This window comes from Streptomyces sp. ITFR-16 (genome assembly GCF_031844705.1).
Classification (GTDB): Bacteria; Actinomycetota; Actinomycetes; order Streptomycetales; family Streptomycetaceae; genus Streptomyces.
Genome location: NZ_CP134609.1, coordinates 3,153,280 through 3,174,147 on the forward strand (window position 1 = coordinate 3,153,280; position 20,868 = coordinate 3,174,147).

The following is a 20,868-nucleotide window of genomic DNA, read 5'->3' on the forward strand; positions in this document are numbered from 1 at the left end:
TCAGTCGTACGGGATCGGAAGTTACCGCCGGTCGCCGCAGGTGGCCAGAGGTATCCGGGTGCCGATTCGGTGCGGGAACGCGGCGATGCCGCCGCCCGCGGGAACGGGCGACGGCATCGGCACGGGAATCGTGTGGGGGGTCACTCCCACTCGATCGTCCCCGGCGGCTTGCTCGTCACGTCGAGCACCACGCGGTTGACGTCGGCGACCTCGTTGGTGATGCGGGTGGAGATCTTGGCGAGGGTCTCGTACGGCAGGCGCGACCAGTCGGCCGTCATGGCGTCCTCGGAGGAGACCGGGCGCAGCACGATCGGGTGGCCGTAGGTGCGGCCGTCGCCCTGGACGCCGACGCTGCGGACGTCCGCGAGCAGGACCACCGGGCACTGCCAGATGTCGCGGTCCAGGCCGGCCGCGGTCAGCTCCTCGCGGGCGATGGCGTCGGCCTCGCGCAGCAGGTCGAGCCGCTCCTTGGTGACCTCGCCGACGATCCGGATGCCGAGGCCGGGGCCCGGGAAGGGCTGGCGCTGGACGATCTCGTCCGGCAGGCCGAGCTCCTGGCCGACCATCCGGACCTCGTCCTTGAACAGCTGGCGCAGCGGCTCGACGAGCTGGAACTCGATGTCGTCGGGGAGCCCGCCCACGTTGTGGTGGGACTTGATGTTGGCGGTGCCGGTGCCGCCGCCGGACTCCACGACGTCCGGGTAGAGGGTGCCCTGCACGAGGAAGGCGACCTCGGGGCCGTCCTCCTGGAGGATCTCCAGCTGGGCCTGCTCGAAGACGCGGATGAACTCGCGGCCGATGATCTTCCGCTTGGTCTCCGGGTCGGACACACCGGCCAGGGCGTCGAGGAAGCGCTTCTCCGCGTCGACGACCTTCAGCTTCGCGCCGGTCGCGGCCACGAAGTCCTTCTCGACCTGCTCGGTCTCGCCCTTGCGCATCAGGCCGTGGTCGACGTACACGCAGGTCAGCTGGGAGCCGATGGCCTTCTGGACGAGGGCCGCCGCGACCGCCGAGTCCACGCCGCCGGAGAGGCCGCAGATGGCACGCTTGTCGCCGACCTGGGCGCGGATCGCGGCGATCTGCTCCTCGACGACGTTGGTGGTCGTCCAGGTCGGCTCGATGCCGGCGCCCCGGTAGAGGAAGTGCTCCAGGACCTGCTGGCCGTGCGTGGAGTGCAGGACCTCCGGGTGGTACTGGACGCCGTAGAGCTTCTTCTCGTCGTTCTCGAAGGCGGCCACCGGGACGACGTCCGTGGACGCGGTGACGGTGAAGCCCTCGGGGGCGGCGGAGCAGGCGTCGCCGTGCGACATCCACACCGACTGCTGGTCCGGGGTGCCCTCGAAGAGCGTCGAGCCGGACTTGGAGACGGTGAGCGCGGTGCGGCCGTACTCACGGGCACCGTTGTCGTCGACGGTGCCGCCGAGCGTGGTGGCCATCAGCTGGAAGCCGTAGCACATACCGAAGACGGGGACCCCGGCCTCGAACAGCGCGCGGTCGAGCGAGGGCGCGCCCTCCGCGTAGACCGAGGACGGTCCGCCGGACAGGATGATCGCCCGGGGGTTCTTGGCCAGCATCTCGGCCACCGGCATCGTGGACGGCACGATCTCGCTGTAGACCCGGGCCTCACGGACGCGGCGGGCGATGAGCTGGGCGTACTGCGCGCCGAAGTCGACAACGAGGACCACGTCGGTGGCGGTGTCGGGGGCGGCGGGGGGTGCTGCTGGCACGGGGCGGCCTTCCGGCGGTGGAGAGGGGGTCGGTTCTCCCGATTCTACCGGCGGCCGGAGGCGCCCCTCGTCGCGCGGGGACGGGCCCGGCCGTCTCACGATCCGGGCCGGGCGTTGGACCGGGCGCGGGGCCGGGTCCATACTGTCTCCCATGCGTCAGCACACGACCTTCGTCTTTACCTATGGCACCCGGCCCGCCGGCTGCCATGGTCGTGCTGCTTGAGCAACTGACAAGCAACGTTCCAGGCGCCCCGGGCCGACAGGCCCGGGGCGTTCTGGCGTTCCGGGCCCGGTCGGTCCCGGGGGCCCAGCCCACCGGGAGACCCACCATGAGCAGCACCGCAGCCACCCGCACCGCCACCGAGGCGACCGGCGCGCACACCGACGAGGCCGCGTCCCTGATCAGCGACGCCCGCGCGCGCATCGACGCCCTCGACGACCGGATCATCGGGCTCGTCCAGGAGCGGATGGCCGTCTCCTCGGTCATCCAGGAGGCCCGGATCACCTCGGGCGGCCGCCGGGTGAACCTCTCCCGCGAGATGGAGATCCTCGGCCAGTACCGGGACGCGCTGGGCAAGCCCGGCACCTCGCTGGCGATGACGCTGCTGGAGCTGTGCCGCGGCCGGGTGTGACCCGCCGCAGGTCGGGCGGCACAAGGGGGCACAGGGCTGTACGGGCGTATCCCAGTTCGGGCGGGGTCTCACCCGTACGGCGCGTGACCGGCTCCCGCGCGGCTTCGTTGGTCCCGATGTCCGTGCCAGCCAGGGGCGGACCGGCAAGAGGAATCCACGCGTGGCTCCGCCGGGGTGTGTGGCGTACTGCATGTACGCCGTGGGACCGCGCACCGGCGTGCGTGACCGGTCGGCAGGGGACAGCAGCCCGGTCACTCGGAGGGACAGTCACCGGTTCCTCCACGAACGGCCGGCTCCGGGGACGCCCGGGGCCGGCCGTTCTCCTTTCGTCAGCTTTCGTCAGCGGGCGGTGCGGCGGCGGGACGCGGTGTACAGGACCCCGCCCGCGACCAGCGCGACGAGCGCGGCGGTCGCCGAGGCCAGGGCGGCGGTGCCGGTGGAGGCGAGTGCGCCGCCGGTGGCGGAGCCCGAGGACGAACCGGTCGTGCCACCGGAGCCGGAGCCTGCCGAGCCTCCGGTGGCACCCGTGGAACCGGCGGAGCCGGTCGAGCCGCCGCCCGTGGTGCCCGATCCGCCCGAGCCGGAGCCCGAACCCGGGCCGGAGCCCCCGGTCGTCGTGCCGGAGTCCTCGGCGTTCAGCACCAGGGACGCGGTGTTGTTGGCGGGCTTCGGGTCGAAGGGCAGCGCGGGGCCGGCGAGGTGGGTGTTGCGGACCCGGACCTCGCCGGAGGCGCCCGTGACCACCTTGTCGATCCTCAGCCCGAAGGGGAGCGCGAAGTCGGCGTCCTCGCCCACGGACATCGGGGTGGAGCAGAAGTAGCGCGGGGCCGCCGTCTGGTTCTCGCGGTACTGCCCGTCCGCCGTCACCCCTCGGCAGGAGTCCGGCTTCGTGGTCACCGAGGCGCCCTCGGGCACGGTGAAGTCGACGGTCGCGACGTCCTCGCCGGAGCGGATGTACCCGATCCAGGCCGGTCCGCGGTTGCGGAATCCGACGGTCACGTCGACCGTGTCGCCCTTGGCGCCCCGGCCCCGGTCGCCGTAGGCCGCGAAGTCGGCGCTGTTGGCGGTCCGGAAGTCGGCCTCCTGCTGGTTGTCGCCCGGTTCGAGGTCGGCCGCGCGGGCCGCCGGGGCAGCGCGCAGGGCCAGCGTGGCGCCCTTGCCGGGGCTGAACCGCGCCCCGGCCCGCAGGTCCTCACGGGCACCGGAGCCGTCCTCCTCGATCCGGTAGAGGAAGGAGTCGTAGTACGCGTGCGCGGTGGCCCGGATGGCCGGCGGCTCGGCCAGCGTGTAGGTGACGCCCGGGTCGTAGCTGCCCTCGAAGGTGCACAGGGCGGTGGTCCAGGCGCCCGGGGTGCCCATCCCGAGGTCGTCCTCGCTGTACTCGCAGTTGCGGTACCGCTCGGTGAACTCCATGCCGCGCGTGTGGCGCAGGGTGAGCAGGACGCCGTCGGCCGCCCGGGTGCCGTTGTTGGTGAAGGTGACCGGCACCGGCTGGCTGTCGCCCGGCTTCAGTTCCGTACGGAAGGGGAGCCGCTTCATCGACAGGTCGGGGCCGCCGACGCCGACGCGGGCGGTGAAGGGGCGGAAGGTGGCGCCGTCCGCCTCGGCGGTGACCGTGAGCGTGCCGGAGGCGCCGTCCTTGCTGCCCCGTGCCGCGCTGACGTCGAGTTCGGCGAGGGTGTTCAGGCCGGGCCGGATGCCGTAGTCGTGGCAGACGGCGGTCGTCCCGGTGGTCTCGCAGTCGAGGGTGCCGTCCTCGCCGAAGGAGACGTCCGCGACGCCCGCGAGCCCGGCGAAGTCGAAGCGGACGGTGTACTCGCCGTCGAAGCCACCGTTGTCCTCGTCCTCGGAGGGGTTGGTGACCGTGAAGTCGAGGGCGGCCTTCTTCGGGGTGCCGCTCGCCGGGTACGGGTGCAGGGCGGTCTCGGCGGGGCCGCCGAGGGTGAACTCCGGTCCGGCGGCCCGCGCCGGGGTGTCCAGGGCGAGCGTGCCGGCCGCCAGCAGGCCGACGGTGGCGAGTCCGCCTGCGACACGGCGGAGAGCGGCTCTCGGGGTCGTGCGTCTCATCTCGGGCCCTCTGAGGTCGTCGGGAGCTGTGTGACCGCTGTGACAGCGATATGGGTACGACCCCGGGGATGCGCGAATAGTTGCGCGCGATCAGATCACGGATCGGGCACACCCGACGGGGTGACCCACCTCACATAAGGATTTCATCAACGGGAGGACAACCATTCGGACGCCTTGCAGGTCATGCATGCGGAACACCGGTCGACCGCCGTTCATCCGGCGCACCGGTTACAGCGTGAGGGGCTGCACTCGGAGGGGGGTGCAGCCCCTTCTGCTGTCCTCGCCGGCTCCCGGCGCCGCTCAGGCCTTCTCGGCGGCCTTCTCCGTGGCCTTCTCGGCGGACTCCTTCTTCGGCGGCAGCACGGGCATCCCCAGGAACGGCAGCCTCAACGCGCCGAACGCCTCCTTCGGGACCGCCGGCGCCTGCGGCTCGACCGCCGCCAGCCGCTCGTACGCCTCGCCCTGCGCCGGGCGCGGGTCCCGCTCGCCCTTGTTCGGCCAGAAGGACATGGCGCGCTCCGCCTGGGCGGTGATCGTCAGTGACGGGTTGACGCCCAGGTTGGCGGAGACCGCCGAACCGTCGACGACCGAGATGCCCGGGTGCCCGAACAGCCGGTGGTACGGGTCGATGACCCCCTCCTCGGGGCTCGCCCCGATCGGGCAGCCGCCGAGGAAGTGCGCGGTGAGCGGGGTGCCCATCAGCTCGCCGATGTTGGAGCCGGCGAAACCGTTGATCTCCGCGGCGAGCAGCGAGGCGCTCCGGGTGGCCTCCGCGATCTGCGTCGGGTTGGGCGCCCCATGGCCCTGCCGGGCGGTGAGCAGACCCTTCCCGAGGCCGCGCGGCTTGCGGTACGCGGTCAGGGAGTTGTCGAGCGACTGCATGACGAGGCCGATGATGGTCCGCTCCGACCAGCGCCGGTTGGACAGGGAGCGCACGGCGAGCGTCGGGTGCTTGGCCAGGTTCCCGAACCAGGCCAGGACCCGGTGGGTGCTGTAGGGCACCTGGAGGATGGTCATCCCGCCCATCGCGTTGGAGCCCTTGCCGTAGCGGACCGGCTCGATGTGGGTGTTCTCGTCGGGGTGGATCGAGGACGTGATGGCGACGCCCTTGGTGAAGTCGGGCTTCGTGCCGTGGCGCCTGCGGTAGCGGCGCTCGGAGGTCTGGGCGCCGACGAGGCCCTCGGAGTTGGTCCGGGTCAGCTCACCGAGCCGGGCCGAGAGCCGGGGCAGCAGTCCCTCGTCCTTCATCGTGTGCAGCAGGGTCTGGGTGCCGTACGTGCCCGCCGCCACGACCACCTTGCGGGCGCGCAGCCGGGTGGGCCTCGCCTTCCTCCGGCGGTCGGTCGGCACGGTGGAGACGCGATAGCCGCCGTCCGGGTCGTCCGTGATCCCGACCACGGAGGTCATCGGGTGGATGACCGCGCCGGCCTTCTCCGCGAGGTGGAGGTAGTTCTCGTTGAGGGTGTTCTTCGCCCCGTGGCGGCAGCCCGTCATGCACTCGCCGCACTCGGTGCAGGCCTTGCGGGCGGGGCCCGCGCCGCCGAAGTACGGGTCGGCGACCGTGCCGCCCGGCTTCGCCCGCGCGGCGCCGTCGGCGTCCTCGCCGTCCCCGAAGAAGACGCCGACCGGGGCGAGGTGGAAGGTGTCGCCGACGCCCATGACCTCGGCGGTCGCCTTCAGATGGACGTCGGAGGGGGTCGTCGTCGGGTTGAGCCGGACCCCGAGCATCCGCTTGGCCTGGTCGTAGTACGGCTTCAGCTCGTCCTGCCAGTCGGTGATGTGGGCCCACTGGCGGTCCTCGAAGAACGGCGCGGGCGGCACGTACAGCGTGTTGGCGTAGTTCAGCGAGCCGCCGCCGACCCCGGCGCCCGCCAGCACCATCACCTTGCCGAGCAGATGCACGCGCTGGATGCCGAAGAGGCCGAGGGCGGGGGCCCAGAGGTAGTTCTTCAGGTCCCAGGAGTTCTTGGGCAGGGTGCCCGGCGTGAAGCGGCGGCCCGCCTCCAGGACGCCGACCCGGTACCCCTTCTCCGTCAGCCGCAGCGCCGACACCGCGCCGCCGAAGCCCGAACCGACGACGATCACGTCGTAGTCGTACGCGGCGTCGTCGTCGGCCGCACCGGCCGGTCCGGCCTGGTTCTGGGCAGGGCTGTCCTGGGACATGGCTCTCCTCGGTACGAAAAGGACAGAAGTGCTGCGTGGGTGCGGCGACTCGGCGGGGCTAGGGCGTGTCGTCGAACTGGCGTCGTTGCCCGAAGGGCGGCCGGGCGGCGTCAGGTGCGTGCTCTCGGCGTGCCGACCCCAGGCCCCTGTACTGGACGTACCGGGGTCTGGGGCCGGTGCGGCGAGAGTGCGTGCATGGCGTCGCCCGGCAGACGCCAGTTCGACGACACGCCCTAGCGCAGGCGGAACGCCTTCATCGCCTTCAGGCTGCGGCTCATGAACGCCGCGTACTTCTCGTCGTCCATGCCGAAGGACGGGGCGAGCGGGATCAGCCGCTGCTGGGCGACGGTCTGCGCCTCGGTGTACTTGAGGATGCCCTCGGAGCCGTGGCGGCGGCCGAGACCGGAGTCCTTCATGCCGCCCATCGGGGACTGCACGCTGCCGTACGCGGGGGCGTAGCCCTCGTTGATGTTGACCGTGCCGGTCCGCAGCCGGGCGGCGACGCGGTGGCCCCGCCCGGAGTCCTTGGTCCAGACGCTGGAGTTCAGGCCGTACGGGGTGGCGTTGGCCAGCGCGATGACCTCGTCCTCGTCGCTGAAGCGGTAGAGGGAGACGACCGGGCCGAAGGTCTCCTCGGTGCACACGGCCATCGGCGCCTCGACGCCGTCCAGGATGGTCGGCTCGTAGAAGAGCGGGCCGATGTCAGGGCGGGCGACCCCGCCGGCCACCAGCTTGGCGCCCTTCTCGACGGCCTCCGCGACATGCCGGCTGACGGTCTCCAGCTGGCGTTCGCCGACCAGCGAGCCCATGTCGGCGCCGTACGCGAGGGAGTTGCCGAGCCGCATCGCCCTGGTGCGGGCGGCGAAGCGCTCCACGAAGTCGTCGGCCACCGACTCGTGGACGTACAGCCGCTCGATGGAGATGCAGAGCTGGCCCGCGGAGGAGAAGCAGGCGCGGACGGCGCCGGCGGCGGCCTTCTCCACGTCGGCGTCGGCCAGGACCAGCATCGCGTTCTTGCCGCCGAGCTCCAGCGAGACCCCGACGAGCCGGGCCGCCGCGCCCTGGGCGACCTCGCGGCCGGTGCGGGTGGAGCCGGTGAACGAGACGTAGTCGGCGTGCTTGACGACCTCGGGGCCGACGACGGGTCCCTCACCGAGGACGACCTGGAACACCTCGGCCGGCAGCCCGGCCTCGATCAGCAGGTCACGGGCCCACAGCGCGGTCAGCGCGGTCTCCGTGTCGGGCTTCATCACCACGGCGTTGCCGGCGACGAACGCGGGCAGCGCGTCCCCGACGGACAGCTCGAAGGGGTAGTTCCACGGGGCGATCTGGCCGATGACGCCGCGCGGCTGACGCAGCTCGGTGACCTTGGTGAGGGTCGGTACGACGCCGGTGTGCCGCTTCGGCTTGAGATAGGCACCGGCTTTGCGGCCGTAGTGCCGGGCGGCGACGGCGACCGCCTGCACCTCCTCGTGGGCGTGCAGCCGGGCCTTGCCGGTCTCCAGCTGGATGAGGTCGAGGACCTCGGACTGGCGGCCGATGACGAGGTCGTGGAAGCGCAGGAGCACGGCGGCCCGGGTGCGGACCGGGGTGGCGGCCCAGGCGGCCTGGGCGGCGCGCGCCCGCGTGAAGGCCTCCGCCACGTCCTCGGGGGTGGACTCGGGCAGATCGGCCAGCTTCTCACCGGTGAAGGGGGTGTGGTTGGCGGTACGGCCGGAGCCGACGACGCCACGGGTCAGCTGGGCGATCACCTCGGGCGTCACGACATCGGCGGCCGTGCGCACGCCTGCGGGGGCGGCGGCCACGGGGTTGGTGCCGACAGCGGCGGCGGAGGTGGACGTGGAGGCCTGCGAGTCCGTCATGAGGGCGAGAGTACGTCGAGCCGGATGCTTTGGGTACCCGTGGGTAACAGCTTTTCACAGTCCCTCCCACAGCCCTCGCACGGCACCCACTGATCGAGCCAGTGCCTACTGGCTGCATAAGCGCTGATCAGGGGCTATCCCCGGCTGCGGGGAGGGCTCCGCGCGGGTCAGCCCTCGTCGGCCGGCGCCCGCCAGCTGCGCAGCATCGTGTTGAACTGGTCCCGGGTGACGTCCCAGTCGTCCGCGGGTCCCGTCATGTACAGCGCGTACTCCGGGCCCCCCTCCTTGGCGTAGTACATCTGGTCGATGGCGTGCCGGGGCCCGGCGGCCACGCCGTCCTTCTCGGTCCAGGTGAACTCCCAGATGGAACCGACGCAGTCGCGGTAGACGTTGGAGTTCATCTCCAGGCTCCGGTAGTCCGGCAGCCGCTTGCGCAGGTCCGTCTCGATGTTCTGCATGTGCGTGTACGGGTGCTCGAAGTCGGGTGCCTGGTCGACGCTGAGGCGGAAGTAGTGCACGCCGTTGTCGGGGGTGTAGTCGATGTTGGTGCCGCTCACCCGGCGCTCCCAGCCGATCGGCATGAGGATGCTGAACCCCGCGGGGTCCTCCACCCGCCGCCAGCCGTCCGGCACGCCCGGCGTCGCCGGGTCCTTCTCCTTGGAGCGGCTGGGCTCGGGGCTCGGCGTGGCCGGACCCGGTGACCGGGTGCCGTGGGAGGTGGTGCCGCCGGTCCCGGCCCTGGCGTCGTGGTCCGCGCGGTTCGCGTACAGCATCGCGGCGATGCCCGCGCCGCCGCCGAGCAGGGCCGCCAGCGCGATGACCACGGCCGTGGTCCGCCAGCGGCTGCGGCGGACCACGGGTGCGGAGCCGGGGGCCGGGACGGGCCCGGGGTAGGGCAGCGGGGCCGTGCCGCCGGGCGGCATCCCGCCGGCCGGGGTGCCGTCGGGGCCGAGCGTGTGCAGGGCCTCCTCGGACAGGCGCTGCGTCGGGACGTACGCCTGGGCCGAGCGGGGTTCGCGCCCCTCCATGGCCTCCAGCAGCATCCGTTCGGTCTCCGCCGCCGTCGGCCGCTCGGCCGGCTCCTTGCGCAGCAGGGCGGTGATGACGTGGCCCAGGGCCCCGGCCCTCTCGGGCGGCGGCGGCTCCTCCGTGACGACGGCCTGCATCGTCGATATCGGGGAGGTGCGGCGGAACGGCGAACGCCCCTCGACCGCGGTGTACAGCGTGGCGCCCAGCGACCACAGGTCGGACGCGGGCCCCGGGTCGCCGCCCCGTACCCGCTCGGGCGCCAGATAGTCGATGGAGCCGACCAGTTCACCGGTCCTGGTGATGGTCGAGTCGCCCTCTATCGCCGCGATCCCGAAGTCGGTGAGCAGGACCCGGCCGTCCCGGGCGAGCAGGACGTTGCCCGGCTTCACATCGCGGTGCAGCACCCCGGCACCGTGTGCGGCGCTCAGGGCGCCCAGCACATGGAGACCGATCCGGGCGGCCTCGCGCGGATCGATCTCGCCCGACTCCTTGGTCCGGTCGGCGAGTGACGGTCCGTCGACGTACTGCATGACGATCCAGGGCCGGTTGTCGTACTCGACGACGTCGTGGACGGTGACCACACCGGGGTGCGTGATGCGGGCGGCGGCGCGGGCCTCCTTCTGCGTACGGGCGTGCAGCACGACCCGGTCCGCGTCGGCGACGTACAGCCCCGCCGTCAGCTCCTTGACGGCGACGGTGCGGTGCAGCACCTCGTCATGGGCGCGCCAGACCTTGCCCATCCCGCCGCGTCCGAGGACTTCGCCCAGCCGGTACCTTCCGGCCAGCAGCAGTCCCGCGTCCGTATTCTGTGATCGATCCACGTGTCCCCGCCCCGTTCCTTCGGATGACAGGTTACGGAGCGGATGTGCGGCCACGGAACCTCGCATCGCTCACGAGACCGCACTGTGATGCTTGTCGCCCGGGCACAGGGCCCCGCGTCGAACCGCTTCGATCCTGCGGGGATTCAGGACGTCACGCGGTAGGACAGGCTGGCCTGTTGGTAAATGTCCGACACCTTGTCACGCCGGTCCTCCGGGCCGATGACCTGGAGGATGTGGTAGCGGCCGTCGACGAGCATCACGAGGTTGCGGACGTAGACCTCCCGGCCGTTGCCGTCCTGCCAGGTGTACTGGCCCTCCGCCATGGCCTGCCGGCCGACGTCGGTCCGGCGCAGCCCGCTCGCCGACGACCAGCTGGAGTCGCGGAACGGTTTCAACTCCGGTTCCTTGTCCCGCTGGTAGTCGAGCGGGTCGCTGCCGTTGGCCTTGGCGGTGTCGCGCCCGGGGACGATGACCAGGCTGAAGCCGTCGCTGCCGTACCGGATCTGACGGTCCGCGTTGGCCGGGCTGCGCTGCCAGCCCTTGGGTACGCCGACCTCGAAGCCCTCGGCGTCCTTGCGCAGGGTGTAGCCCGCGGCCAGCGCGGCGGCCGAGCGGCTGGTCTGCGGCTTCTGGGCGCCGGAGGACGACCCGGACGGCTCCGGCGTGCCGGGTCCGGGCTCGGGCGCCCCGGACGCCGTGCGGGAGGGACTGGCGCCCGCGCCCTGCTTCTCCCCCGACTTGGGCATGAACATCACGGCGTACGCGATCGCCGCCACGAGCACCAGCAGGATCGCGACGAGCAGCAGCCGGCCGAGCCGCCGCGGCGCACGCTGTCCGCCCTGCGGCGGGCGGGGCGGGGTGCGCAGCGCCTTGGGGCCCTTGGGCTCGCGCGGCGCCCTGATGGGGGGTTCGCGGCGGGTGGCGGGTGGCCGCTCGGCGGGCTCCAGGCGCTCCTTGGTGTGGCGGTGCCTGCCGTGCGCGGCAACCGCGCCACGGCGGCCGCGCCGCTTGCGGACGAGCTCGCCCCGCCGGCGTACGACGGGCAGCTTCGTGGCGTCGTCGGCGGGCAGCGTCACGACGTCGGTCCCGGCCTCCGGCTCGGGGGCCGAGCGGACGAGGGAGCGCAGCCAGCCGCGCAGCTCCTCGAAGTCCGGCCGCTCGGTGGGGTCCTGGCGCAGCAGCGACTCGACGACGGGGCGCAGCGGGCCGCACTCCTCGGCGAACGCGGGCGGTTCGCCGCAGACCATCTGGACGAGCTCGGCGGCGTTGTCCTCCGGGTACGGGGCGTGGCCCTGGACCGCGCGGTAGAGCAGGGCGCCGAGCGCCCAGAGGTCGGTGGAGGGGCCGATCGGCGGGGCCAGCTGCCAGTTCTCGTGGACGGGGCCCGCCTGCTCGGGCGCCCAGCGCTCGGTGACCGCGCCGACGACGGCGATCCGGGCCTGCCGGGCGCGCTCGGCGGCGAGCGTCGTGGCGGGGCCCCGGTAGGCGGAGGTCCCGGGGCTCTCGGCGACGATCTCGTCCCAGCGCCCGGGCGGGGTCTCCCGGGCGGCGGCGGAGGGGAGTTCGGGGCGTGGCGGGCCCGTGCGGCGGGAGTCGGCGCGCAGCGCGTCCTCGCCGGAGCCCCCGGCGGGCACGGGCCGCCCGGCGCCGGGCCCGTCGTCCCAGGAACCGGTCAGATGCAGCCGCCGGGGCGGGAGCGGACCGCCGTCGCCGTCCTCGTCCTCGTCGTCCTCGTCGTCGTACGGATAGGCGTCGTCGAAGGGGTTCTGCGGCTCGGGCAGGCGCGGCCGGCCGCCGCCCGGGACGGGGCCGGCCGGCCGGCCGGTGTCGCCCGTCGGCTCGGTGGCGGCGCGGCGCTCCTCCTCGCTGACGCGTGCGGCGGCGGCGCGGGCCCCGGCGCGGTAGGCGGCGATGGCACCGGCGCGCGCGGCCCTGGCCTGCGCGGCACTGTCGGCCCCGGGCGCGGGAACGGGCAGGGCGGGCGCGGACTCGATCGCGGCGGGGCCGCGCGAGGCGGGCAGCGGTGCGGGGTCGCGCGGCGGGTAGGGGCCGCCCAGGTCCTGGGCCGGCTGCAGGGCGGGCGGCACATAGGGTCCGGTGGGGCCCGACTCGACCGCGGGACCGCCGTACTCACCCTCGTCGTCCGGGCCCTCGTCGGGGCGGGGCACCGGCATGTAGCCGCAGAGGGCCTCCTCCGCCGCGCCGGCCGCGAGGCCCGTCAGCACCACGCGTCCGTCGTCGCAGATGAGCACCGTGCGCACGGTGATGTTGCGGTGGGTCCAGCCGTGGGCGTGCAGGACGCGCAGAGCGGTCAGGACGTCGGAGCCGATCTCGGCGGCCCGGTAGGGATTGAGCGGGCGCTCCGCGAGCAGGGCGGCGAGCGGGCGGGACGCGACCAGTTCGCTCACTATCCAGAGCGAGCCCGCCTCGGCGAACACGTCGAAGACCTGGTCGAGCCGTGGATGGTCGGGCACCTGGGCGGCGGCCTGGGCCGCCTCTATGGCACGCCGCACGGCCGGGTCGGTGGACCTGCGCACGGTACGCCCGCTGGTGCGCCGGGCGGGCGCGGGCGCACCGTCGGCGTCGAGCATCTCGGCGTCCACGACCTCGGGCAACGGCACCTGCCGGACCAGGACTTCCTGTCCGCTGTAGGTGTCGAAGGCGCGGGTCTCGACCAGTTCGTACGCATCGGACGGAGGCAGCGGAAGGCGGTAGCGGTCGGCAAGTACCCGACCCGCGTAGTCGTCCACGACGCCTCCCCAGAGCGCGCTGTCCCCCGGTCACGGAGACCGTCGCAAGGAAACCGCCGGGTTCGGTCAATTGCGGTCACGTGCTCGCCAATTGACCGGCGGTTCCGACTGCGTACGGTCTTCGGGCTCTCACCATACGTGGCAAGTGGCGCCCGCGCGGCCGGGTCGGCGCAACCCGGCCGCGCGGCCGCCCTCAGTCGAGCGGCTTGAACGTGTCGAACGCCGTCTTGCGCAGCGTCCGGCACTCCTTGCCGTCCCAGGCGGCGGCCTTGCAGCTGATCATGATCGCGTACCCGTGGCCCGCGTCGACCTTGAAGCCCCGGTTGAGCACCCGGACCCGCTGGCCGTGCTGCGTACGCTCGAACTGCCAGTCGGCGACCGTGGGATAGCCGTTGTACTGGACCTCCCGTATGCCGAGGTGGTGATAGGCGGTGCTGGAGCCGGCCACCCCGTTCTTCGCGGCGTTCCAGGCGGCGGCCGCGTCCCCGCCGGGCGAGGAGGTGTAGTCGACCTGGACCCGGGGGAAGCCGCCGTCGGTGTTGTAGATGGCGCCGGCGTTCTGGCCCGATGTCGTGTCGAAGCGGAAGCCCTCGGGCAGCGCGATGGAGAAGTGGAACTGCTTGTTGGTGACCGTCCGGTATCCGGCGGGCAGGGAGTCCGAGGACTTTCCGCCCTTCGCGCCGTCCGCCGCCTTGCCCGAGTCGTCGTCCTTGCCGGAGCCGTCCTTGCCGGCGTCGTCGTCCTTGGCCGAGCCGTCCCCGGTCCCGCCCTTGCCCTCGTCCGCCTTCTTGCCGCTGCCGCCCTGTTCCGTGCCGGCCGAGCCGCTGCCGGAGCCGGGGTCGCGGCCGTCGAGCGCGGACGTGCCGCCCGTCTTCCCGCCGGCGTCGGTGCCCTTGTCGTCCCCGCCGAGCGTGAGCGCGAGGACCGTGCCGAGCACGGCGAGCACGATGACGGCCGCGATGATCGCCAGCGTGCGGCGCGGCACCACGTCGGTGAGGGACGCCCGCGGCGGGGTGACCGCCGAGGGCGCCGGACGCTGCGGAGGCACGGCCCCGGAGGGCGACGCCGCGGTCACGGGGGCCGCGGCGGGCCGGGCCGGTGCGGACGCCGTCGCGGCCGGGGCCGCCGCGGCACCGGCCGCGGGTGCCTTCGCGTTGCGCACGGAGCGCAGCGCCCCGCGCAGCCGGTCGCGGGTTCCCTCGCCCTCGCCGGGCTTCGGGGCCGCGACGTTCTTGGGCAGCGCCATCACCTGGGTGGCGTCCGCCGGCGGCGGCACCGGGCGCTCCGGCTGCTCGAAGGAGCTGATGACGTCGTTGAGCAGGGCGCGCGCGCCCGCGTCGTCGAGCCGCTGCTCGGGGTCCCGGGCGAGCAGCCCGTAGATGACCTCCTCCAGCGGGCCCGCGTTCTTCGGCGGGTCGAGGGGCTCGGTCATCACGGCCGTCAGGGTCGCGATGGCGGAGCCCTTGTCGTACGGCGGGCAGCCCTCGACGCTCGCGTACAGCAGTCCGCCGAGCGACCACAGGTCGGCGGGCGGACCCGGCTTGTGGCCGCGCGCCCGCTCCGGCGAGATGTACGAGGGGGCGCCGACCAGCATGCCCGTGGACGTGACGGACGGGTCGCCCTCGACCTGGGCGATCCCGAAGTCGGTCAGCACGACCCGGCCGTCCTCGGAGATGAGGACGTTGGACGGCTTCACGTCGCGGTGCAGGATGCCCTCGCGGTGCGCCGAGCGCAGCACGTCGAGGATGGCGAGACCGACCTCGGCCGCCCGCTTCGGCGTCAGGACGCCGTCCTCGCGCACCGCCTCGGCCAGCGACTTGCCCTCGATGAGTTCCATGACGATCCACGGGCGGTCGTCCTCGTCGACCACGTCGTAGACGGTGACCGCGCCGTTGTTCCGGATCCGGGCGATCGCCTTGGCCTCGCGCAGCGTACGCGTGATGAGACGGCGTTTCTCGTCGTCGTCGATGGCCGACGGGAACCGCAGTTCCTTGACCGCGACCGTGCGCCCCAGCGTCTCGTCGACGGCGCGCCAGACCGTGCCCATGCCGCCCCGGCCGAGCACCTCTCCGAGCCGGTAGCGCCCCGCGAGGAGACGTCCGTCCTTGTCCCGTTGGGGCTCCCGTGCCTGCTCCGCCTCCGACATGCGTCCCCTCTGCGATCAACCCGCCCTGGCAGAGCGTTCATTGTCCCTCACCCCGGGACCGGTCCTGGTGCCGGGTCCGGGGTCCGTCATGATGTGGCCGGAGGAAGGGACTCCCTGCCATGCCGACACTCAGGGCACCGCTCGCCACCCTGTTGGTGATTACGCTGCTCGGCCTCGGAACGGCGAGCCTGCCCAGCGAACCACACCTCACGCCCGCGGCGTCCTACCTCCCCCGGCTCGTCGTGCGGGGCGGTGCCCCCGCCGCGGCACTCCTGGCGCATACCCCCTCCGCCTCGCCCCATGACAGCTACCGCTCGACGGGCCCCGGGATCCGGTTCGCGGACCGCTTCCGGGCGGGCAGCGTCACCAAGACCTTCGTCGCCACCGTCGTCCTCCAACTCGCCGGTGAGGGACGGCTGGGGCTGTCCGACCCCGTCGAGCGTTTCCTGCCCGGACTGATCCGGGGCCACGGCAACGACGGCCGCCGCATCACGCTGCGCGCCCTGCTCAGCCACACCAGCGGCCTCTACGACTACACCGACGACCCGTCCGCGCGGCCACTGTCCGCCACCGCGGCGGTCCGCACGGCGACGGCCCACCACCCCGCCGGCGCACCCGGCGTCTTCGCCTACTCCAACACCAACTACGCCGTCCTCGGGCTCGTCGTCCGCAGCGTCACCGGCCACCCCTACGCCACCGAGATCCGGCGCCGCCTCCTCGGCCCTCTCCACCTCGACGGCACCTCGCTCCCCGGCGCCCGGACCGCCCTGCCCGCGCCGCACGGGCGCGCCTACTCCCGCGATCCGGTGGACGGCGCGCTGGCGGACGTCACCGCTCTCGACCCGCGCACGGCGGGCGCGGCAGGCGAGCTGATCTCGACGCTCGCCGACCTGAACCGCTTCTACGCGGCCCTGCTCGGCGGCCGGCTGCTGCCGCCCGCGCAGCTGGCCGCCCTGCTGGACACCTCGGCGGCCCACGGCTCCTACGGCCTCGGGATCTTCCCGCAGCGGCTGTCCTGCGGGGTCACCGTCTGGGGCCACAACGGCCTGATAGCGGGCAGCTATGTGCGCGCCGCCGCCACCCGCGACGGGCGACACACCCTGACGTACCGCATCAACACGGACACCCTGGCCGAGGCCGGAACGCTGGAACCGGCGCTCCTGGAAGCGGAGTTCTGCCCGGCCTGAGCCATGGGGAGCGGGGCCGGGCCGGGGGCCGGCGGGCAGTGCGGCCGGCCCCCGGTTCCGGAGCCCTTAGATTGGCACGATGTCCGGTGCGCCCAGCCGCGCCGCGTCCGCCGTGAGGTCGTCGGGCTGGCGCTGCGACTCCCGTTCCGCCTCGACCCGCTTCTCGTAGTGCGTGACCTCCCGCTCGATGCGGTCCTTGTCCCAGCCGAGGACCGGGGCCATCAGCTCCGCGCAGAGCCGGGCGGAGAGCGTGCCCCGGTCGAAGGTCTCGATGGAGATCCGGGTGCGCCGGGTCAGGACGTCGTCGAGGTGGCGGGCCCCCTCGTGCGAGGCGGCGTAGACGATCTCGGCCTTCAGATAGTCGTCGGCGGCGGGCAGCGGTTCGCCCATCACCGGGTCGGCGACGATCAGCTCCAGGATCTCCTCGGTCATGGAGCCGTACCGGTTGAGCAGATGCTCCACCCGGGCGACGTGCAGGCCGGTGCGGGCGGCGATCCTGGCCCGGGCGTTCCACAGGGCGCGGTAGCCCTCGGCGCCCAGCAGCGGGATGTCCTCCGTGACGCACTCCGCCACCCGCTGGTCGAGGCCGTGCACCGCCTCGTCGACGGCGTCCTTGGCCATCACCCGGTACGTCGTGTACTTCCCGCCCGCGACGACGACGAGGCCCGGGAGCGGATGCGCCACCGTGTGCTCGCGCGACAGCTTGCTGGTCGCGTCCGACTCGCCGGCCAGCAGGGGCCGCAGGCCCGCGTAGACACCCTCGACGTCGTCCCTGGTCAGAGGCGTGGCCAGGACCGAATTCACATGTTCCAGCAGATAGTCGATGTCCGCGCTGGACGCCGCCGGATGCGCCTTGTCCAGGTCCCAGTCGGTGTCCGTGGTCCCGACGATCCAGTGCCGCCCCCACGGGATGACGAAGAGCACGGACTTCTCGGTCCGCAGGATCAGCCCGGTGGAGGAGTGAATGCGGTCCTTGGGGACGACCAGATGTATGCCCTTGGAGGCCCGGACGTGGAACTGTCCTCGCTCGCCGATCAGCGCCTGGGTGTCGTCCGTCCAGACACCGGTGGCGTTGACCACCTGTTTGGCCCTGACCTCGTACACACCGCCCGCCTCGACGTCCTCCACCCGGGCGCCGACGACGCGCTCGCCCTCCCGCAGGAAGCCGACCACCCGCGCCCGGTTCGCCACCTGCGCCCCGTATCCGGCGGCGGTGCGCACCAGCGTGGCCACATAGCGGGCATCGTCCATCTGGGCGTCGTAGTACTGCAGCGCGCCCACCAGGGCGTCCCGCTTCAGGGCCGGGGCGACCTGAAGAGCCCGGCGGCGGGAGAGATGCCGGTGCACGGGCAGCCCTCGGCCGTGCCCGGACGACACCGACATCGCGTCGTACAGCGCGACGCCCGAACCGGCGTACAGCCGCTCCCAGCCCTTGTGCTGCAACGGATAGAGGAACGGCACCGGCTTCACCAGATGCGGGGCCAGCCGCTCCAGCAGCAGCCCGCGCTCCTTCAGCGCCTCCCGGACGAGCGCGAAGTCGAGCATCTCCAGATAGCGCAGCCCGCCGTGGATCAGCTTGCTCGACCTGCTCGACGTGCCGGACGCCCAGTCGCGCGCCTCGACCAGGCCGGTCGAGAGCCCTCTCGTGACCGCGTCCAGCGCCGTCCCGGCGCCGACCACGCCCGCCCCCACGACCAGCACGTCCAGTTCGCGCTCGGCCATCGCGGCGAGCGCCTCGGCGCGCTCCGCGGGTCCCAGTGTCGCTGTCCTCACTGCTGCCTCCCGGTAGATCGGGGTGGTACGGCACGGGGGTGCGGCCCGACCGCGGGGTCGGTGCCCGTGCCCATCCCTCGATTCTGTCCGCGCTCCGCGACTTCAGCCACCGCCTGTGGACAACACCCGGACGTCGATGACCACACAATGCGACATATAGGTCATATTTACGCCTAGTCTGACATTGCGCTGTCCCCAGCAGTTGCGCTTTCTGTCCTCATGGTCTTAGGGAAGGACGGCCACCCACGTGCCTGCAGACCTCGCCGTCATCGGACTCGGTCACCTCGGCCTGCCCCTCGCCCAGGCCGCCGTCGGCGCCGGTATCCAGACCGTCGGCTACGACACCGACCCCCGGGCCTTCGCGGAACTCTCCGCCGGCCGCACCCCCGTCGAGGGACCGCTCACCGCGTCCGACGTCCGCCGGATGCTCGCCGGCGGATTCCGGCCCACCACCAACCAGGCCGAACTGGGCCGGGTGCGCACCGCCGTGATCTGCGCCCCGACCCCGCTCGGCCCCGACCGCACCCTTGACCTCACCGCCGTCGGCGACGCAGCCCGCGCGCTGGCCGCCCGGCTGCGCCCGCACACCACCGTGCTGCTCGAATCGGCCGTCCACCCCGGCACCACCGAGAACTTCCTGCTCCCCCTCCTCGAAGAGGGATCCGGGCTGCGCGGCGGACGCGACTTCCACCTCGCGTACTCCCCCACCCGGCTCGACCCGGGCAACCGCACCCACGTCTACGCCAACACCCCCAAGGTCATCGGCGGCCTCACCCCCGCCTGCACCGAGTCGGCCGCCGCCTTCTACGGCCGGCTCACCGACAAGGTGGTCCGCGCCCGGGGTCCGCGCGAGGCGGAGATGACGAAGGTCCTGGAGACCAACTTCCGGCACGTCAACATCGCCCTGGTCAACGAGATGGCCGTCCTCTGCCACGACCTGGGCGTCGACCTGTGGGACGTCATCCGGTGCGCCGAGACCAAGCCCTTCGGCTTCCAGCCCTTCCGGCCGGGCCCCGGCGTCGGCGGCCACGGCGTCCCGGTCGACCCGGGCTATCTCCCGTACAACAGCCGCACCCCCGGGCACCCCCTGCGGATGGTCTCGCTCGCGCAGGAGATCAACGACCGGATGCCGCAGTACGTGATCCAGCGCTGCGCCACCCTCCTCAACGAACACGGCAAGTCCGTCCGGGGCGCCCGGGTGCTTCTTCTCGGGGTCACCTACAAGCCGGACCTCGCCGACCAGGAGGCCTCCCCCGCCCGCGAGATCGCCACCCGGCTGATGGACATGGGCGCCCAGATCGGCTACCACGACCCGCACGTCCTGGACTGGCGCGTACGTGAACTCCCGGTCCCGCGTGCGGATTCGCTCTACGAGGCGGCGGCGCACGCCGATCTGACGGTGCTGCTCCAGCACCACCGTACGTACGACCTCCAGGGTCTCGCCGTGAAGGCGCAGCTCCTCCTGGACACCCGGGGCGCGACCCCGGCGGGAGCCGCGCACCGGCTCTGAGAAGAACCCGAAGGCCCTGTCATCGGCTCCTGCTAGTGTCCGGAAAGCGTCGCACGTTCGTGCGACGATTCCGTCATATGGGGGTCCCACCTCCACCACCGACCGGCAACCCGTTCGCCGGCCACGGCCCTACCCCGTACCCCCCGGCACCGGCACCGGCACCGGCTCCGGCTCCGGCTCCGGCTCCGGCTCCGGTGCGAAGCAACCTCGGACTCGGTATCGGCGCGGGCATCATCGCCGCTCTTGTGGGCGCCTTGGTGTACGGCGGCCTGATGCGCGCACTGGCCGACGAGGACGGCAGCTACACACAGGTGGGTTATGTCGCCGTCGGCGTCGGCGCCTTCGTCGGCCTCGCCCTCGGCAAGGCGGGTGGCCGCAACCCACTCCTGCCGGCCGTGGGTATCCCTCTCGCCCTTGCAGGCGTCTTCCTCGGCCAACTCTTCGGCTTCGCCCTGATGCTCAGCTGGTGGTCGGAGGCTGCCCCCGACCCCGTGACGGTCACGGAACTCCTCACCTCCGGGCTGAGTGATCTGCTGCAGGTATGGAAGGACGAGTCGAGTTTCATGAACATCGTCTTCCTCGGTATCGCCGGCCTGGCAGGTTTCACTACCGCCAAGAAGGCCGCGGGCTGATCGCCTTACGACAGACAAGGGCCCGGCACAGTACGTGCCGGGCCCTTGCTCTGCGCCTACTTCGCGGAATGCGTGTAGTGGTAGCCAATGGCCTTCCGAGCCACTCCCTTACCGACAAGCTTGCCGGTGAACTTGCTGTAGGCCTCGAAGGAATAGGCCTTGTAGACGGGATATGCCTTGAGAGTCCCGAACTTCTTCTTCGGAACGACCCAACTACCGGACATGCTCTTCGTTCGCGACTTGGTCACATCGAAGCCGACCGCTGCCGAGACCGCTCCGGCAGTGACATCGAACTTGGAGCTCTTGGTGTTGCTCACGGTCTCGATGCTCGTGAGCGTCAGCGTCATGGGGCCGCGCCCCCGCACGAGAGCGATGTAGTTCTTGCCGGTCTGCAGGCCGATGTACTTGACCTTCTTGAGGTTGCACAGGTTATAGGCTTTAGGGCGGCCGAATTCATCCTTGTAGCGCGCGGCGCAACTTGTCTGTGCCGCCGCCGAGCTGGTTCCGGCTGTCATTCCCAGGGTTCCAGCCACCAGCCCCAGAACCACGATGGAACTCCGGCCCGCACG

13 protein-coding genes are annotated in these 20,868 nt (G+C 72.5%); 4 read left to right on the forward strand and 9 right to left on the reverse strand.

Annotation, left to right across the window (positions count from 1 at the left end; all coding sequences use genetic code 11):
- Window positions 1-140: 140 nt before the first annotated feature.
- On the reverse strand, window positions 141-1,727 hold the full coding sequence (gene guaA / locus RLT58_RS13880; protein WP_311310714.1) for a glutamine-hydrolyzing GMP synthase: 1,587 nt from the start codon (window positions 1,725-1,727) through the stop codon (window positions 141-143).
- Between the two features lie 329 nt (window positions 1,728-2,056).
- On the opposite strand from guaA, the gene RLT58_RS13885 reads away from it, so the two are divergent.
- Window positions 2,057-2,359 carry a chorismate mutase gene (locus RLT58_RS13885; RefSeq protein WP_311310715.1) on the forward strand — a complete coding sequence of 101 codons (303 nt, stop codon included), beginning with the start codon at window positions 2,057-2,059 and terminating at the stop codon, window positions 2,357-2,359.
- Between the two features lie 339 nt (window positions 2,360-2,698).
- Here the strand turns inward: RLT58_RS13885 and RLT58_RS13890 are convergent, their stop codons facing one another.
- From RLT58_RS13890 to RLT58_RS13915, 6 genes are all read right to left on the reverse strand, one after another.
- Complete coding sequence (locus tag RLT58_RS13890) at window positions 2,699-4,426, reverse strand: peptidase (RefSeq protein ID WP_311310716.1); 1,728 nt, start codon at window positions 4,424-4,426, stop codon at window positions 2,699-2,701.
- 300 nt (window positions 4,427-4,726) lie between these two features.
- Window positions 4,727-6,589: a GMC oxidoreductase gene (locus RLT58_RS13895; protein ID WP_311310717.1), complete on the reverse strand. Its 1,863-nt coding sequence runs from the start codon at window positions 6,587-6,589 to the stop codon at window positions 4,727-4,729.
- 233 nt (window positions 6,590-6,822) lie between these two features.
- Window positions 6,823-8,451, reverse strand: coding sequence for a succinic semialdehyde dehydrogenase (locus RLT58_RS13900; RefSeq protein WP_311310718.1), 1,629 nt, complete (start codon window positions 8,449-8,451; stop codon window positions 6,823-6,825).
- A 167-nt stretch (window positions 8,452-8,618) separates the two neighbouring features.
- Window positions 8,619-10,301 carry a serine/threonine-protein kinase gene (locus RLT58_RS13905; protein ID WP_311310719.1) on the reverse strand — a complete coding sequence of 561 codons (1,683 nt, stop codon included), beginning with the start codon at window positions 10,299-10,301 and terminating at the stop codon, window positions 8,619-8,621.
- A gap of 143 nt (window positions 10,302-10,444) precedes the next feature.
- Complete coding sequence (locus RLT58_RS13910) at window positions 10,445-13,051, reverse strand: serine/threonine kinase C-terminal domain-containing protein (RefSeq protein WP_311310720.1); 2,607 nt, start codon at window positions 13,049-13,051, stop codon at window positions 10,445-10,447.
- Window positions 13,052-13,244: 193 nt separating this feature from the next.
- Window positions 13,245-15,197 (reverse strand): protein kinase domain-containing protein, encoded by a 1,953-nt coding sequence (locus tag RLT58_RS13915; protein ID WP_311310721.1) that lies wholly within the window; start codon window positions 15,195-15,197, stop codon window positions 13,245-13,247.
- A gap of 119 nt (window positions 15,198-15,316) precedes the next feature.
- On the opposite strand from RLT58_RS13915, the gene RLT58_RS13920 reads away from it, so the two are divergent.
- A complete protein-coding gene (locus RLT58_RS13920; protein ID WP_311310722.1) occupies window positions 15,317-16,384 on the forward strand; it encodes a serine hydrolase domain-containing protein in 1,068 nt (355 codons plus the stop codon).
- A 66-nt stretch (window positions 16,385-16,450) separates the two neighbouring features.
- Here the strand turns inward: RLT58_RS13920 and RLT58_RS13925 are convergent, their stop codons facing one another.
- Window positions 16,451-18,157 (reverse strand): glycerol-3-phosphate dehydrogenase/oxidase, encoded by a 1,707-nt coding sequence (locus RLT58_RS13925; RefSeq protein WP_311310723.1) that lies wholly within the window; start codon window positions 18,155-18,157, stop codon window positions 16,451-16,453.
- A 247-nt stretch (window positions 18,158-18,404) separates the two neighbouring features.
- On the opposite strand from RLT58_RS13925, the gene RLT58_RS13930 reads away from it, so the two are divergent.
- Together RLT58_RS13930 and RLT58_RS13935 are read left to right on the forward strand one after the other, a co-directional pair.
- Complete coding sequence (locus tag RLT58_RS13930; RefSeq protein ID WP_311310724.1) at window positions 18,405-19,667, forward strand: nucleotide sugar dehydrogenase; 1,263 nt, start codon at window positions 18,405-18,407, stop codon at window positions 19,665-19,667.
- 194 nt (window positions 19,668-19,861) lie between these two features.
- The gene (locus RLT58_RS13935; protein ID WP_311310725.1) at window positions 19,862-20,299 is read left to right on the forward strand and encodes a hypothetical protein; all 438 of its coding nucleotides are present in this window, start codon (window positions 19,862-19,864) and stop codon (window positions 20,297-20,299) included.
- Between the two features lie 56 nt (window positions 20,300-20,355).
- On the opposite strand, the gene RLT58_RS13940 is transcribed toward RLT58_RS13935, so the two are convergent.
- Window positions 20,356-20,847 (reverse strand): hypothetical protein, encoded by a 492-nt coding sequence (locus RLT58_RS13940; protein WP_311310726.1) that lies wholly within the window; start codon window positions 20,845-20,847, stop codon window positions 20,356-20,358.
- Window positions 20,848-20,868 lie beyond the last annotated feature (21 nt).

Coding starts and splice junctions, on each gene's coding strand:
- RLT58_RS13885 (WP_311310715.1), top strand. CDS start 2,057: ATGAGCAGCACCGCAGCCACCCGCACCGCCACCGAGGCGACCGGCGCG.
- RLT58_RS13890 (WP_311310716.1), bottom strand. CDS start 4,426: ATGAGACGCACGACCCCGAGAGCCGCTCTCCGCCGTGTCGCAGGCGGA.
- RLT58_RS13895 (WP_311310717.1), bottom strand. CDS start 6,589: ATGTCCCAGGACAGCCCTGCCCAGAACCAGGCCGGACCGGCCGGTGCG.
- RLT58_RS13900 (WP_311310718.1), bottom strand. CDS start 8,451: ATGACGGACTCGCAGGCCTCCACGTCCACCTCCGCCGCCGCTGTCGGC.
- RLT58_RS13915 (WP_311310721.1), bottom strand. CDS start 15,197: ATGTCGGAGGCGGAGCAGGCACGGGAGCCCCAACGGGACAAGGACGGA.
- RLT58_RS13920 (WP_311310722.1), top strand. CDS start 15,317: ATGCCGACACTCAGGGCACCGCTCGCCACCCTGTTGGTGATTACGCTG.